Source organism: Pseudomonas sp. GW704-F2 (assembly GCF_059423025.1).
In genome coordinates, this window is record NZ_JBWKXO010000008.1 from 78643 (window position 1) to 92192 (window position 13550).

General features: G+C 62.4%; 13 protein-coding genes. 5 read left to right on the forward strand and 8 right to left on the reverse strand.

All coding sequences use genetic code 11. The features are described from left to right. Positions 1-169: 169 nt before the first annotated feature. Positions 170-2011, reverse strand: coding sequence for a dihydroxy-acid dehydratase (gene ilvD / locus AC07W0_RS09195; RefSeq protein WP_046381743.1), 1842 nt, complete (start codon positions 2009-2011; stop codon positions 170-172). A 450-nt stretch (positions 2012-2461) separates the two neighbouring features. On the opposite strand from ilvD, the gene AC07W0_RS09200 reads away from it, so the two are divergent. Continuing rightward, positions 2462-2920 (forward strand): REP-associated tyrosine transposase, encoded by a 459-nt coding sequence (locus tag AC07W0_RS09200; RefSeq protein WP_017845036.1) that lies wholly within the window; start codon positions 2462-2464, stop codon positions 2918-2920. A gap of 130 nt (positions 2921-3050) precedes the next feature. On the opposite strand, the gene AC07W0_RS09205 is transcribed toward AC07W0_RS09200, so the two are convergent. Then, positions 3051-4247, reverse strand: coding sequence for a class I SAM-dependent rRNA methyltransferase (locus tag AC07W0_RS09205; protein WP_046381745.1), 1197 nt, complete (start codon positions 4245-4247; stop codon positions 3051-3053). Positions 4248-4488: 241 nt separating this feature from the next. Here AC07W0_RS09205 and AC07W0_RS09210 point away from each other — a divergent pair, with 241 nt between their 5' ends. Both AC07W0_RS09210 and mutM read left to right on the forward strand, forming a co-directional pair. Next, positions 4489-5301: an HDOD domain-containing protein gene (locus AC07W0_RS09210; RefSeq protein ID WP_173677813.1), complete on the forward strand. Its 813-nt coding sequence runs from the start codon at positions 4489-4491 to the stop codon at positions 5299-5301. Positions 5302-5322: 21 nt separating this feature from the next. After that, positions 5323-6135 carry a bifunctional DNA-formamidopyrimidine glycosylase/DNA-(apurinic or apyrimidinic site) lyase gene (mutM, locus tag AC07W0_RS09215; RefSeq protein ID WP_017845033.1) on the forward strand — a complete coding sequence of 271 codons (813 nt, stop codon included), beginning with the start codon at positions 5323-5325 and terminating at the stop codon, positions 6133-6135. 70 nt (positions 6136-6205) lie between these two features. Here mutM and AC07W0_RS09220 read toward each other — a convergent pair whose 3' ends face one another. The 5 genes from AC07W0_RS09220 to AC07W0_RS09240 all read right to left on the reverse strand — a co-directional run bounded on the left by AC07W0_RS09220 (position 6206) and on the right by AC07W0_RS09240 (position 10777). Then, positions 6206-6457, reverse strand: a complete 252-nt coding sequence (locus AC07W0_RS09220; protein WP_010564414.1) for a YfhL family 4Fe-4S dicluster ferredoxin — start codon at positions 6455-6457, stop codon at positions 6206-6208. 103 nt (positions 6458-6560) lie between these two features. After that, on the reverse strand, positions 6561-7040 hold the full coding sequence (gene coaD, locus AC07W0_RS09225; RefSeq protein WP_003176711.1) for a pantetheine-phosphate adenylyltransferase: 480 nt from the start codon (positions 7038-7040) through the stop codon (positions 6561-6563). A gap of 103 nt (positions 7041-7143) precedes the next feature. Then, the gene (locus AC07W0_RS09230) at positions 7144-8739 is read right to left on the reverse strand and encodes a GMC family oxidoreductase (protein WP_102617748.1); all 1596 of its coding nucleotides are present in this window, start codon (positions 8737-8739) and stop codon (positions 7144-7146) included. A gap of 36 nt (positions 8740-8775) precedes the next feature. Then, a complete protein-coding gene (locus tag AC07W0_RS09235; protein WP_017845031.1) occupies positions 8776-9321 on the reverse strand; it encodes a hypothetical protein in 546 nt (181 codons plus the stop codon). A 28-nt stretch (positions 9322-9349) separates the two neighbouring features. Then, positions 9350-10777 (reverse strand): coniferyl aldehyde dehydrogenase, encoded by a 1428-nt coding sequence (locus AC07W0_RS09240; RefSeq protein WP_102617747.1) that lies wholly within the window; start codon positions 10775-10777, stop codon positions 9350-9352. Positions 10778-10923: 146 nt separating this feature from the next. Here AC07W0_RS09240 and AC07W0_RS09245 point away from each other — a divergent pair, with 146 nt between their 5' ends. Next, positions 10924-11595, forward strand: a complete 672-nt coding sequence (locus tag AC07W0_RS09245; RefSeq protein WP_017845029.1) for a TetR/AcrR family transcriptional regulator — start codon at positions 10924-10926, stop codon at positions 11593-11595. 33 nt (positions 11596-11628) lie between these two features. Next, positions 11629-12483: a sulfurtransferase gene (locus tag AC07W0_RS09250; RefSeq protein WP_102617746.1), complete on the forward strand. Its 855-nt coding sequence runs from the start codon at positions 11629-11631 to the stop codon at positions 12481-12483. A gap of 27 nt (positions 12484-12510) precedes the next feature. Here the strand turns inward: AC07W0_RS09250 and AC07W0_RS09255 are convergent, their stop codons facing one another. Next, on the reverse strand, positions 12511-13506 hold the full coding sequence (locus AC07W0_RS09255; RefSeq protein WP_017845027.1) for a hydrolase: 996 nt from the start codon (positions 13504-13506) through the stop codon (positions 12511-12513). Positions 13507-13550 lie beyond the last annotated feature (44 nt).

Consider the following 13550-nt stretch of genomic DNA (forward strand, 5'->3'; position numbering starts at 1 on the left):
GGGGGGGGGGCCCCCCCCCCGATAGCGGTGGGTCAGCTGTGGATGTATCGACTGACACTCTGCCATCGGGGGGCAAGCCCCCTCCCACATTTGATCCTCATGGTTATTGAGGTTTTCTCCCAGCAAAAAAAATGCCCCGCACCTGGCGGGGCATTTTCATGGGCGGGCCTTACAGACCGTCGAGCATCGCCTTGTTACGCACCGCACCCTTGTCGGCACTGGTCGCCAGCAACGCATAAGCCTTCAACGCAGTAGTCACCTTGCGCGGACGCTTCTCCACCGGCTTCCAGCCCTTCTTGTCCTGCTCGACCCGGCGCGCGGCCAGTTCTTCGTCGCTGATCAACAGGTTGATCGAGCGGTTCGGAATGTCGATCAGTACCTTGTCGCCGTCCTGTACCAGGCCAATCGCGCCGCCGGCAGCGGCTTCAGGCGAAGCATGGCCGATGGACAGGCCCGAGGTGCCGCCGGAGAAACGGCCGTCGGTCAACAGGGCGCAGGCTTTGCCCAGGCCTTTGGATTTCAGGTACGACGTTGGGTAGAGCATCTCCTGCATACCCGGGCCGCCTTTCGGGCCTTCGTAGCGGATGATCACGATGTCGCCTTCCTTGACTTCGTCGGCGAGGATGCCGCGTACCGAGCTGTCCTGGCTTTCGTAGATCTTGGCGCGACCTTCGAAGACATGGATCGACTCGTCCACACCGGCGGTTTTCACCACGCAGCCGTCGAGGGCGATGTTGCCGTACAGCACGGCCAGGCCGCCTTCTTTCGAATAGGCGTGCTCGACACTGCGGATGCAGCCGTTTTCACGGTCGACGTCGAGGGTGTCCCAACGGGTCGACTGGCTGAACGCGGTCTGGGTCGGGATGCCCGCCGGGCCGGCCTTGAAGAAGGTGTGTACGGCTTCGTCGTCAGTCTGGGTGATGTCCCACTTGGCGATGCCTTCGGCGAGGGACTTGCTGTGTACCGTCGGCAGGTCGGTGTGCAGCAGGCCGCCGCGCGCCAGGGAACCTAAGATCGAGAAGATCCCGCCGGCGCGGTGGACGTCTTCCATGTGGTACTTCTGGATGTTCGGCGCGACTTTGCACAGTTGCGGCACGTGGCGGGACAGACGGTCGATGTCGCGCAGGTCGAAATCGATCTCGGCTTCCTGGGCTGCGGCCAGCAAGTGCAGGATGGTGTTGGTGGAACCGCCCATGGCGATGTCCAGGGTCATGGCGTTTTCGAACGCCTTGAAGTTGGCGATGTTGCGCGGCAACACCGACTCATCGTTCTCGCCGTAGTAGCGTTTGCACAGCTCGACGATGGTGCGGCCGGCCTGCAGGAACAGTTGCTCGCGGTCGCTGTGGGTGGCCAGTGTCGAACCGTTGCCCGGCAAGGCCAGGCCCAGGGCTTCGACCAGGCAGTTCATCGAGTTGGCGGTGAACATGCCGGAGCACGAACCGCAGGTCGGGCAGGCGCTGCGCTCGTATTCCGCGACCTTCTCGTCAGAAGCGCTGGAATCGGCGGCGATGACCATGGCATCGACCAGGTCGAGACCGTGGGAGGCAAGTTTGGTCTTGCCGGCTTCCATCGGACCGCCGGAGACGAAGATCACCGGGACGTTCAGGCGCAGGGCGGCCATCAGCATGCCAGGGGTGATCTTGTCGCAGTTCGAGATGCACACGATGGCGTCGGCGCAGTGGGCGTTGACCATGTACTCCACGGAGTCGGCGATGATCTCGCGGCTCGGCAGGGAATACAGCATGCCGTCATGGCCCATGGCGATGCCGTCGTCCACGGCAATGGTGTTGAATTCTTTGGCGACACCGCCGGCGCGTTCGATCTCGCGGGCGACCAGTTGGCCCAGGTCCTTGAGGTGGACGTGGCCGGGGACGAACTGGGTGAACGAGTTGGCAATCGCGATGATCGGCTTCTTGAAGTCGTCATCTTTCATCCCCGTGGCACGCCACAGTGCGCGGGCGCCGGCCATGTTGCGGCCATGGGTGGATGTTTTCGAGCGGTAATCTGGCATTTGAGCCCTCCGGGCGGCTAATCAAAACTAATCAGGTGCTAAGGGGAGTGAGCTTCTATGGACGTCTGGAACACCCGAAAAATGGCCGTGGTGTCCGGACGTTGCCGCAAACGTTACGGGATCGCCGTGCGTTTTGGCCTCGAGCTCATAAACCCGCCGGGGGATGACTGGCGATGAATAGGCCGATTCTACACCGCTGGCGGCTGGAGGGAATGGCGAAAAGCGCCGTGGCGACGCACGCCCGGATCAACCAATCTGATGTAGGAGCGAGCTTGCTCGCGAAAAACGAACAGGCGACACGGGCCTCCTGATAGTACGGCGTTATCGTTGACGCTTTTCGCGAGCAAGCTCGCTCCTACAGGGGGGGACATATTCAGAACCACTGTTTAGAGGCCGGTTGACGTCGCTGCGCCTACCGTTTCTCTTCCACTCACAGAAGAGGACGAAGGAATGTCCACCCAGCAACGTGCACATCGGCTGCGCATCGGGCGCTGTTCGGAGTCGGGCCGGATTTACCTGATCACTGCGGTTACCCATCAACGGCAATCGGTCTTTCAGGACTGGCGCATCGGCCGCCTGCTTGTCAGTGAGTTCAGGCAGGCTCAGGACGAGGGTGAAGCGACTTCGCTGGCCTGGGTGGTCATGCCTGACCATTTCCATTGGCTGGTCGAGTTGCATAACGGCGACTTGCCAAGGCTGATGCGAATCACCAAGTCGCGAAGTGCCCGTGCCATCAACCAGGCCAGGTGTTCGTTCGGGACCCTATGGCAAAAAGGTTACTTCGACCGCGCACTGCGTCGGGAGGAAGATTTGAAAGCAATGGCCCGCTATATCGTGGCCAATCCCTTGCGTGCAGGGCTGGTCGAGCATATCGGCCAGTACCCGCTATGGGACGCCATCTGGTTGTGACCTCTTCCCCTTGTAGGAGCGAGCTTGCTCGCGAAGAACGTCAACGATGACGCAGCGCTATCAGGTAGCCCGCGTCGTCTATGCGTTTTTCGCGAGCAAGCCCGCTCCTACAGGGGGACGGTTTTGGTCTTTAGCTATTTGGCAGCAACCGGCAGGTGATGCTCTTGATGTAGCGCGTCTCAACAATCGCCGGGTGTACCGGATGATCCGGGCCCTGGCCGCCGCGTTCGAGCATCTGGATGTTACGGTCCAGGTGGCGGGCGCTGGTCAGCAGGATGTTCTGCAGGTCGTCTTCCGGCAGGTGCATCGAACACGAGGCGCTGACCAGGATGCCGTCCTTGCTGAGCAGGCGCATGGCTTGCTCGTTGAGGCGGCGGTAGGCGCCTTCGCCGTTTTTCATGTCTTTTTTGCGTTTGATGAAGGCCGGTGGGTCGGCGACGATCACGTCGAAGCGTTCTTCGCTGGCTTTCAGCTCTTTGAGGGCTTCGAAGACGTCGCCTTCGATGCAGGTCATTTTCTCGGCGACGCCGTTCAGCGCGGCGTTGCGCTCGACGCCGTCGAGGGCGAAGGCCGAGGCGTCGACGCAGAACACTTCAGTGGCGCCGAAGGCCGCGGCTTGCACGCCCCAGCCGCCGATGTAGCTGTACAGATCGAGGACGCGCTTGCCTTTGGCATACGGGGCCAGGCGTGCGCGGTTCATGCGGTGGTCATAGAACCAGCCGGTTTTCTGGCCCTGGATCACCGGGGCTTCGAATTTCACGCCGTTTTCTTCCAGCGCGACCCACTCCGGCACCAGGCCGAACACGGTTTCGACGTAGCGGTTGAGGCCTTCGGCGTCGCGCGCGGCGGAGTCATTCTTGAACAGAATGCCGCTCGGCTTGAGCACTTGGGTCAGGGCGGCGATCACGTCTTCTTTATGCGCTTCCATGGTCGCCGAGGCGATCTGCACCACCAGGATGTCGCCGAAACGGTCGACCACCAGGCCCGGCAGCAGGTCGGAATCGCCGTAGACCAGGCGGTAGAACGGCTTGTCGAACAGGCGGTCGCGCAGGGACAGGGCGACGTTCAGGCGGTGTACCAGCAGCGACTTGTCCAAAGGCAACTTGATGTCACGCGACAGCAGGCGCGCGCAGATCAGGTTGTTCGGGCTCATGGCCACGATGCCCAGGGTCTTGCCGCCGGCCGCTTCGAGGATGGCCTGGTCGCCCGCCTGGAAGCCGTGAAGTGGGGTGGCGGCCACGTCGATTTCGTTGCTGTAGACCCACAGGTGGCCGTTGCGCAAACGACGATCGGCGTTGGCTTTGAGACGCAGGCTTGGCAGGGACATGACGTCGCTCCGGAAAAAAGAGCGGGAGTATACCGTGTTGCATTACATTTCGTGGCTTGGCCTGATGGGTTGCAGGGGGGGGCGCGTGCTGTGGCGTCCATTTGATAGGAGCGCCATTTGGTTTTTTGAGGTGTCGGTCAGCTTCCCATCGGGGTTAGAATCCCCCTCTCGCCCAGAGTGTGTACTTATGTCCCAAGAGCTTTCCGCCGAACAGATCCAGCAGGCCCTGCAAGGCATCAGTGTGCCGCCTCAGCCGCAAATCATGGTGGATTTGCAGATGGAACAGTACATGCCCGACCCGGACCTGGAAGTGATCGCGCGGTTGATTTCCCAGGACCCGGGCCTGTCCGGCGCGCTGCTGAAGATCGTCAACTCGTCGTATTACGGCCTGAGCAACAAGATCGCCTCGATCCAGCGCGCCGTTAACCTGCTGGGCAGCCGTTCGATCATCAACCTGATCAACGCCCTGTCGATCAAGGGCGAGATGAGCGACGACACCATCGTCACCCTCAACCGTTTCTGGGACACCGCCCAGGACGTGGCCATGACCTGCCTCACCCTGGCCAAGCGCACCGGCGCCCAGGCGGTGGACGAAGCCTATGCCCTGGGGCTGTTCCACGATTGCGGCGTACCGCTGATGCTCAAGCGCTTCCCCAATTACATGGCGGTGCTCGAAGAGTCCTACGCCAATGCCGGTGCCGACTGCCGAGTGGTCGACACCGAAAACAATGCGTTCAACACCAACCATGCGGTGGTCGGCTATTACACCGCCAAGTCCTGGCGCCTGCCGGAGCATGTGACCGACGCCATTGCCAACCATCACAACGCCCTGGCGATCTTCAGCGATGAGTCGCCGCGCAATCCGCAGCTCAAGAACCTGCTGGCGATCCTGAAAATGGCCGAGCACATCTGCTCGTCGTACCGGGTGTTGGGCAACCAGCCGGTCGACTATGAGTGGGACGCGATTGGCCATCTGGTGCTGGACTACGTGGGCCTGTCGGACTACGACTTCGAAAGCATGAAGTTGTCGATCCGCGAACTGGGCGCGCACTGACCCTTACCTCACGAGGCACACATGCCCGAGTTACCAGAAGTCGAAACCACTCGGCGCGGGATTGCGCCGCACCTGGAAGGCCAGCGGGTCAGCCGCGTCGTGGTGCGCGAGCGACGCCTGCGCTGGCCGATCCCGGAAGACCTCGATGTACGCCTGTCCGGGCAGCGCATCGTGCTGGTGGAGCGGCGGGCCAAGTACCTGTTGATCAACGCCGAAGTGGGCACCCTGATCAGTCACCTGGGCATGTCGGGCAACCTGCGCCTGGTGGAAGTCGGCCTGCCGGCGGCCAAGCATGAGCATGTGGACATCGAGCTGGAGTCGGGCCTGGCCCTGCGCTACACCGACCCTCGGCGTTTTGGTGCGATGCTCTGGAGCCAGGACCCGCATAACCACGAACTGCTGATCCGCCTGGGGCCGGAGCCGTTGACCGACCTGTTCGATGGCGAGCGCCTGTTCAAACTGTCCCGTGGGCGTTCGATGGCGGTCAAACCGTTCATCATGGACAACGCGGTGGTGGTGGGCGTGGGCAATATCTACGCGACCGAAGCGCTGTTCGCGGCGGGGATCGATCCGCGCCGCGAGGCCGGTGGCATTTCACGCGGGCGCTATTTGAAGCTGGCGATCGAGATCAAACGCATTCTGGCGGCCGCCATCGAGCGTGGCGGCACCACCTTGCGCGACTTTATCGGCGGCGATGGGCAGCCGGGGTATTTCCAGCAGGAGTTGTTTGTCTACGGCCGGGGTGGCGAGGCGTGCAAGGTCTGCGGGAGCGAGTTGCGCAATGTGGTGCTGGGGCAGCGGGCGAGTGTGTTTTGCCCTAAGTGCCAGAGCTGACTGTTGTGTGAAGGCTGATATCGCCATCGGGGGCTTGCCCCCGATGAGGCCTTCACAGACGCCACCAGGCTCAAGCCTTACCGGTAATCTTCCGGTACTTCTCCATCAACTGCGCTTCAGTCTCCGGGTGGGCTTCATCCAGTGGAATGCAATCCACCGGGCACACCTGCTGGCACTGCGGTTCGTCGTAGTGGCCGACGCACTGGGTGCAGAGGTTGGGGTCGATCACGTAGATCTCTTCGCCTTGGGAAATCGCGGCGTTCGGGCACTCGGGTTCGCAGACGTCGCAGTTGATGCAATCGTCGGTGATGATCAAGGACATGGAAACTCCTGCCAGGGCAGTCAGCCAAGGCATCTGGAAAACTAATGCGCGCAATTGTGCCGCATTGGCGCCCGCAGTGCGAGCGGGCGCCGAGTGAGCGGTCTTACTTCTTGAAGCGCAGGGTCAGCGCATCAGCCACGGCCGGATGCACGAACTTGGTGATATCCCCGCCCAGGGCCGCGATTTCACGGACCAACGTCGAGGAAATGAACGAATAACGCTCCGACGGCGTGAGGAACAGGCTTTCCACGTCCGGCGCCAGTTGGCGGTTCATGTTGGCCAACTGGAATTCGTATTCGAAGTCCGATACCGCGCGCAGGCCGCGCAGGAACACATTGGCGTTCTGCTCTTTGGCGAAATGTGCCAGCAGCGTCGAGAAACCCACCACTTCGACGTTGGGCAGGTGCTTGGTGACCTCGCGCGCCAGCTCCACGCGCTGTTCCAGGGGAAACAGCGGGTTTTTCTTGGGGCTGGCAGCGACCGCGATGATCACATGGTCGAACAAGCGCGAGGCGCGTTCGACCAGATCGCCATGGCCTTTGGTAATCGGGTCGAAGGTACCTGGGTACAACACTCGGTTCATCGCGTCGTCCTGGCGGAGTCCGTTGGGGAACCGGATGGTATCGCAGCCGTCCCGGTCGGCCAAGTCGACTTATGCAGATAGACCCGCGAAATACCCTGTTTTTTCATGCCGTTTTCAGACGTTCGGCCAATGCGCTCGCCAGTTGCGCGGTCAATCCGTACACCGACAACTGCGGGTTGGCGCCAATGCTGGTGGGGAACAGCGAACCATCGTGGATCGACAGGTTGCGCAACTGGTGATGGCGACCGAGGCTGTCGGCCACCGCATTTTTCGGCTCTTCGCCCATGGCGCAGCCGCCCATCACGTGGGCGCTGCCCAGGCAGGTGCGGTGCAATTCCAGGTTGAGGCCGTCGATCAGGCTGCGTGCTTCGGTCAGGGTCTTCACGTAGCGCGCGTCGTGATGCAGCGGCTTGACCGACTTGGCGCCCGCCGCGAACTGGATCTCGGCCATGCTGTGGAACGCGCGGCGCAGGCCGTCCCAGGCGTAAGGCGACACCTGGTAATCGAGCACCGGTGTGCCGTCGCCGCGCAGTTCCACGCTGCCGCCGGGGCTGTCGGGGTGGAAGCCATCGCGCAGCAGGGCGAGCATTGCGTGGGTATGTGGCAATTGGCTCATGTCCAGAGCGTTCTGGGTGCCGTAGCCGCCGAGCAGCGTACTGGCCAGCGCCGGGTGCAGCGGCGGCGCTTCGAGCTTGTACGACATTCTGCCGGTGGTGCCGTCCAGCCATTGGAAGTGATCGGAATAGATCGACTGCGGCGCGCCATAGAACGGGTTGATCACCTCGTCGAACAGCGCCGCGGAGAAGTTCACCAAATGCAAAAAGGTGCGCTTGCCCAGCCGCGAATGCGGGTCGGGGGCGGCTGAGCGCATCAGCAGCGCCGGGCTGTTGATGCCGCCGCCGGCCAGCACGTAATGCCTGGCCTTGACCGTGATCTTGCGTCCAGTCGGCGCCACGCAGCGTTCGTCCATGGCCACGCATTCCAGGCTATTGATGCGGTCGCCGCTGTAGACCAGGCGTTCGGCGCGGGCCAGGTACAGCAGCTCGCCGCCCTTCTCCAGGGTGGAGGGGATGGTGGTCACCAGCATCGACTGCTTGGCGTTGACCGGGCAACCCATGCCGCAATAACCCAGGTTGAAGCAGCCGCGCACGTTGCGCGGGATCACATGCCAGCTGTAGCCCAGCTGTTCGCAGCCTTTGCGGATCACGTCGTTGTTGGCGTTGGGCGGCATGGCCCAGGGAGCGATGCCCAGGCGCTGTTCCATTTTTTCGAACCATGGCGCCATGTCCGCGCTGCTGTGGCCCTTGACCGCATATTCGCTGGCCCAGTGGCTGAGGGTGGCGTCCGGGGTGCGGAAGCTGGAGGTCCAGTTGATCAGCGTGGTGCCGCCCACGGCCCGGCCTTGCAGGATGGTGATGGCGCCGTCCTTGCTCATGCGGCCGATGCCTTCTTGATACAGGCTGGCGTAGGCCTCGTCTTCGAGCAGCTTGAAATCGCTGCTGGTCTTGAGCGGGCCTTCTTCGATCAGCAGCACTTTGTAGCCGGCGGCGCTGAGGATTTCGGCAGAGGTGCCGCCGCCGGCACCGCTGCCGATGATCGCTACGTCGGCTTCCAGCGTCAGGTCGCGGTCGAGGGCGGCGCCATTGTGGGTTTTCCAGCCGCGGGCCAGGCCGTCGCGGAACAGATCGGGTACAGGCATCGGGGTCGTCTCTTGTTTTTATTGGGGGGATGCGAATCAGATCTTCGGCGGCCCGGGGTAGCCGCAATGGGCCCAGGACGCCGGCCGGAAGTACCAGGCCATGATCACCAGCTTGAGCAACGAACCCTGGCCCATGCGCAGCAGGTTCAGGTAGCTGTTTTCCCAGCGGTGCAGGAAGTTGCGGATCTGTTCGCCACTGGCGTTTTCCCAACTGCCCCAGATCCCGGTCAGTGGGCCGCGGGTGATGCCCATGCCCAGCACGTCGAACAGTTGCTGGGTCAGCTTGAACATCTCCGGCGACAGGTGCTGCAGGCTGTAGTCGAGTTTTTTCAGGGTGTCTTCAATCCCGCTGGCGACTTCCTGGGCGCTGGCCACGCCTTCCAGCAGCACCGGGATCACCGCGCGCAGAAACGGCAAGTCGCTGCTGCGCAACAGGGCAAAGCCGCTGGCCGGAGTGCTGCTGGAGCAACCGCTGAGGCTCGCGCCCAGCCCGGCGGTAGCCAGGAAGGCGCTGGCGCACAGGCCGATTTTCAGGACGCCGCGCCGCGACAGCGCGGGTGAATCAGTCAGGCTTGGGTTCATTGTTATGGTTATCCCGAGGGTGGCGGTATCAGCGGATAAACAGCTTCTGGATCAGCTTCTGGACCGATTTGCCGTAGGGCGGGTAGATCAACTTCGCGGCGTTCAGGCGCTGCTTGACCAGCACGCTCTTGGCCTTGCTGAACGTGAGGAACCCTTCATGGCCGTGGTAGTGGCCCATGCCCGACGGGCCGATGCCGCCGAAAGGCATGTCGTCCTGAGCCACATGCAGCAGCGTGTCGTTCAGGCATACGCCGCCGGAGTGGGTTTCGTGGAGTACGCGGTTCTGTTCGCGCTTGTTGTAGCCGAAGTAGTACAGGGCCAGTGGGCGAGGCCGCTGATTGATGTAGGCAAAGGCTTGGTCGATGCCGCGATAAGGCACGATCGGCAGCACCGGGCCGAAGATTTCGTCCTGCATCACCGTCATTTCATCGCTGACATTCAACAGCAGGCTGTGGGCCATGCGCCGTGCCTGGCCCTGGTCGTACAGAGGGATCAGGGTGGCGCCTTTGTCGGTGGCGTCCTTCACGTAGGCGTTGAGCCGGGCCAGTTGCCGTTCGTTGATGATGGCGGTGTAGTCCGGGTTGTTGGCCAGTGTCGGGTAAAAACCACGAAGCGCCTTGCTGTAGGCCTCGACGAAACCCTCGACGCGATCTTCCGGCACCAGCACGTAGTCCGGCGCCACGCAGGTTTGCCCGGCGTTCAGGGCCTTGCCGAAGGCGATGCGTTCGGCGGCGTCCTTGAGGGGCACATCGGCGGAAACGATCGCCGGCGATTTGCCGCCCAGTTCCAGCGTGACCGGAGTCAGATGCTCGGCCGCCGCGCGCATCACATGTTTACCGATGCTGGTGGCGCCGGTGAACAGCAGATGATCGAAGCGCAGCCTGGAAAACGCCATGCCGACGTCGGCCTCGCCCAGCACCACGCACACCAGATCTTCGGGGAAGACCTTCGCCAGCAGGGTCTTGAGCAGTTCGCCGGTGGCCGGGGTCGATTCGCTGAGTTTGAGCATCACCCGATTGCCCGCGGCCAACGCACCGACCAATGGCCCGATGGCCAGGTACAGCGGGTAGTTCCAGGGCACGATCACCCCGACCACGCCCAGCGGTTGGTAGATGACTTTGGCCGAGGCGGGCTGGAAGGCAATGCCTACAGCACGGCGGGAAGGTTTCATCCAGCCACTGAGGTGTTTGCTCGCATAGTGAATGCCATGCAGGCTGGGCATCAGTTCGGCGAACAGGGTTTCGTCGGCGCTGCGATGGCTGAAGTCCTGGCTGATCGCGTCGATCAGCGCCTGGCGTTCGTCGCTGAGCACCTCGCGCAAGGCCTTGAGCCATTGCTGGCGTTGCGCGGCCGGCGGCATCGGGTTGGCGGCATAGGCGCGGCGTTGGGCGTCGAACAGGCCCTGGAGTTGATCCAGTGTCTGGGAATCTTGCGGGTAGGCAACGTTGGCAGACATGGTGCAGTCCCGGATTGTTATTGGTCTGCCTGGATTTTTAGAGTTATTGCTCTAAATTGTCAAATGGCATTGCAGCCACAACTGGATTTATCCCGGCAAGGTTAGGCCGTAAGATGGTCGATCACGTGTACAGAAGCTGATCCCCTATGGCACCACGAGTAAAGACCAGCGAGCGCATTGTGCAAACCAGCCTGGAGCTTTTTAACCAGCAGGGCGAGCGCAGTGTCAGCACCAACCATATCGCCGCCCATATGGAAATTTCGCCGGGCAACCTGTACTACCACTTCCCCAACAAGCAGGCGATCATCGCCGTGCTGTTTCGCGAATACGAAGCCTTGGTCGACAGTTTCCTGCGCCCGCCCCAGGGTCGCACCATGGTGGTGGAGGACAAGCGCTTCTACCTGCAGGCGGTCCTGGCCGGCATGTGGCGCTACCGTTTCCTGCACCGTGACCTCGAACACCTGCTGGAGAGCGACCCGGAACTGGCCACCGGCTACCGGCGCTTTTCCCAGCGTTGCCTGATTCAGGGTGGCGCCATTTACCGGGGGTTTGTCGATGCCGGCATTCTCAATATGGACCCGGTGCAAACCGAGGCGCTGACCCTCAACGCCTGGATCATCCTTACCTCCTGGGTGCGGTTTTTGTGTACCACCAATGAAAAATCCACACATTTGAGCGCCGAAGCGATCAAGCGTGGGGTGTATCAGGTGCTAGTGCTGGAAGCGGGGTTTGTCACGCCGCAGGCCAAAGCGGCGGTGGATGCACTGTTCAAAGAGTTTTACGTGCCGTTGAACCAGGCACTGGAAGAAGTGAAGTAGGATCTTTCCCGAATTTGTTCACAGGAGTCTGTCATGCCACTTGCCCAACTGATCAGCCCCCAGCAACTGGCCGAGCGCCAACAGCGCGGCGCTCTGGTGATACTTGACTGCCGCTTTGCCCTGGAAGACCCGGACTACGGAATGTGCAGCTACGCCGAAGGGCATATCGAAGGCGCGCAATATGCTGACCTGGAGCGCCATCTCAGTGGGCCGGTGACCAAGGGCGTGACCGGGCGTCACCCGTTGCCGCAGGCGCAGACGCTCGCCGAGCAACTGCGTGCCTGGGGCATCAATGCCGATACCGATGTGGTGCTCTACGACGACGGCCCGGGTGTTTATGCCGCTCGCACCTGGTGGTCGCTGGCGTGGCTGGGCAAGCGTGATGGCGTGTTTATCCTGGACGGTGGCTTGAAGGCTTGGCACGCGGCCGGCTTCCCGTTAAGCCTGGATGCGCCGGTGATCGAGCGCGGCACCTTTGTCGGCACGCCGGACAATCGCCTGCTACTGGATGCCAAGCAGCTGCAAAAACGCCTGGGCCAACCGGGCCTGACCCTGCTCGACGCCCGCGCCCAGCCGCGCTTTCGCGGCGATGTCGAGCCTATCGACCCGATTGCCGGGCACATTCCCGGCGCGCAATGTGCGGTGTTCACCGAAAACCTGGACAGCGATGGGCGTTTCCTGCCGGCCGAGCAGCTCAAGCAGCGCTTCGCCGCCCAGTTGCAAGGCCGTTCGCCGGATGAACTGGTGGCGTATTGCGGTTCGGGCGTGACGGCGTGCCATAACCTGTTCGCCCTGAGCCTGGCGGGTTACCCGTTGGGCAAGTTGTATGCGGGATCGTGGAGCGAGTGGATTACCGATCCGACGCGGGAAATCGCGACGGGCGACTGAGTTGTCCTGCGTGTAAACCCACCTTGTTTAACGGGGTTGTGTCAGCAGCCATTGCGGAATCCGCCGCTCCAGGTAGTAACCGGGGCGCTTCAGCGAACCGTCGACAAACCCCACATGCCCACCCTTGGCCAGCAATTCGAACTCGGTGCAATCCGACAACTCGCTGGCTTCGGGCAGGCTATGGGCGAAGACAAACGGGTCATCGGCCGCCTGGATGATCAGGGTTGGCGTGCGGATATCGCCCAGGTAGTAACGGCTCGACGCGCGGCGGTAATAGTCTTCGGCACTGAGAAAACCATGCAGCGGCGCGGTGACCCGGCCGTCGAAGTCCCAGAACGTGTGCATCTTCTCCAGAGACCCGAGTGCCTCCAGGGCCTTGAGCCCTTCAGCACGACCATCCTGTAAAAAGCGGCTTTGCTTGACGCGGATATACGCCACCATCTCGCGCATGAAGTGCTTTTGGTACACCCGCGAAAAGCCCAGGCCGATGCGATCGGCGCACTGATCCAGACGAAACGGCACCGACACCGCCGCCGCGCCTTGCAGCCCCGAATTCGCGCCGGTTTCGCCCAAATGCTTGAGCAGCACGTTGCCCCCCAGGGAATAACCCACCGCATACAACGGCGCCAACGGCCGCTTGGCGCGCAGATGGGCAATCGCTGCCGCCAGGTCTTCGCTGGCGCCCGAGTGGTAGCTGCGCGCCAACAGGTTCGGCTCGCCCGAGCATCCGCGCCAGTTCAAGGCCGCACTGGCCCAGCCCAGGGCGGCGAGGGCTTTTTGCAGGCCGGCCACGTAAGGCGAGTTGGACGAGCCGGTCAGCCCATGCAGTACCAGCACCAACGGCGCTTGCGCGTCATGGGGGCCATGCCAGTCGAGGTCAAGAAAGTCGCCGTCGTCCAGCCACAGGCGTTCGCGTGGGCGTTCGAGGTGCGTGGTCGGGCGCCACAGCGGCCCCCACAACGTTTGCAGATGAGGGTTGCCGAGGCCGAAGGCGGGTTTGAACAGGTCTGAAGAGGGGGTCATGACACTCTCTGTGGCACGCGGACTCACTGTGGCGAGCGAGCTTG

Excerpts from the sequence above, each read along its gene's own strand:
- AC07W0_RS09220 (WP_010564414.1), bottom strand. The coding sequence starts at position 6,457 with ATGTCCTTGATCATCACCGACGATTGCATCAACTGCGACGTCTGCGAA.
- AC07W0_RS09240 (WP_102617747.1), bottom strand. The coding sequence starts at position 10,777 with ATGTCTGCCAACGTTGCCTACCCGCAAGATTCCCAGACACTGGATCAA.
- AC07W0_RS09250 (WP_102617746.1), top strand. The coding sequence starts at position 11,629 with ATGCCACTTGCCCAACTGATCAGCCCCCAGCAACTGGCCGAGCGCCAA.
- coaD (WP_003176711.1), bottom strand. The coding sequence starts at position 7,040 with ATGAACCGAGTGTTGTACCCAGGTACCTTCGACCCGATTACCAAAGGC.
- AC07W0_RS09230 (WP_102617748.1), bottom strand. The coding sequence starts at position 8,739 with ATGCCTGTACCCGATCTGTTCCGCGACGGCCTGGCCCGCGGCTGGAAA.
- AC07W0_RS09245 (WP_017845029.1), top strand. The coding sequence starts at position 10,924 with ATGGCACCACGAGTAAAGACCAGCGAGCGCATTGTGCAAACCAGCCTG.
- ilvD (WP_046381743.1), bottom strand. The coding sequence starts at position 2,011 with ATGCCAGATTACCGCTCGAAAACATCCACCCATGGCCGCAACATGGCC.
- AC07W0_RS09205 (WP_046381745.1), bottom strand. The coding sequence starts at position 4,247 with ATGTCCCTGCCAAGCCTGCGTCTCAAAGCCAACGCCGATCGTCGTTTG.
- AC07W0_RS09200 (WP_017845036.1), top strand. The coding sequence starts at position 2,462 with ATGTCCACCCAGCAACGTGCACATCGGCTGCGCATCGGGCGCTGTTCG.
- mutM (WP_017845033.1), top strand. The coding sequence starts at position 5,323 with ATGCCCGAGTTACCAGAAGTCGAAACCACTCGGCGCGGGATTGCGCCG.
- AC07W0_RS09235 (WP_017845031.1), bottom strand. The coding sequence starts at position 9,321 with ATGAACCCAAGCCTGACTGATTCACCCGCGCTGTCGCGGCGCGGCGTC.
- AC07W0_RS09255 (WP_017845027.1), bottom strand. The coding sequence starts at position 13,506 with ATGACCCCCTCTTCAGACCTGTTCAAACCCGCCTTCGGCCTCGGCAAC.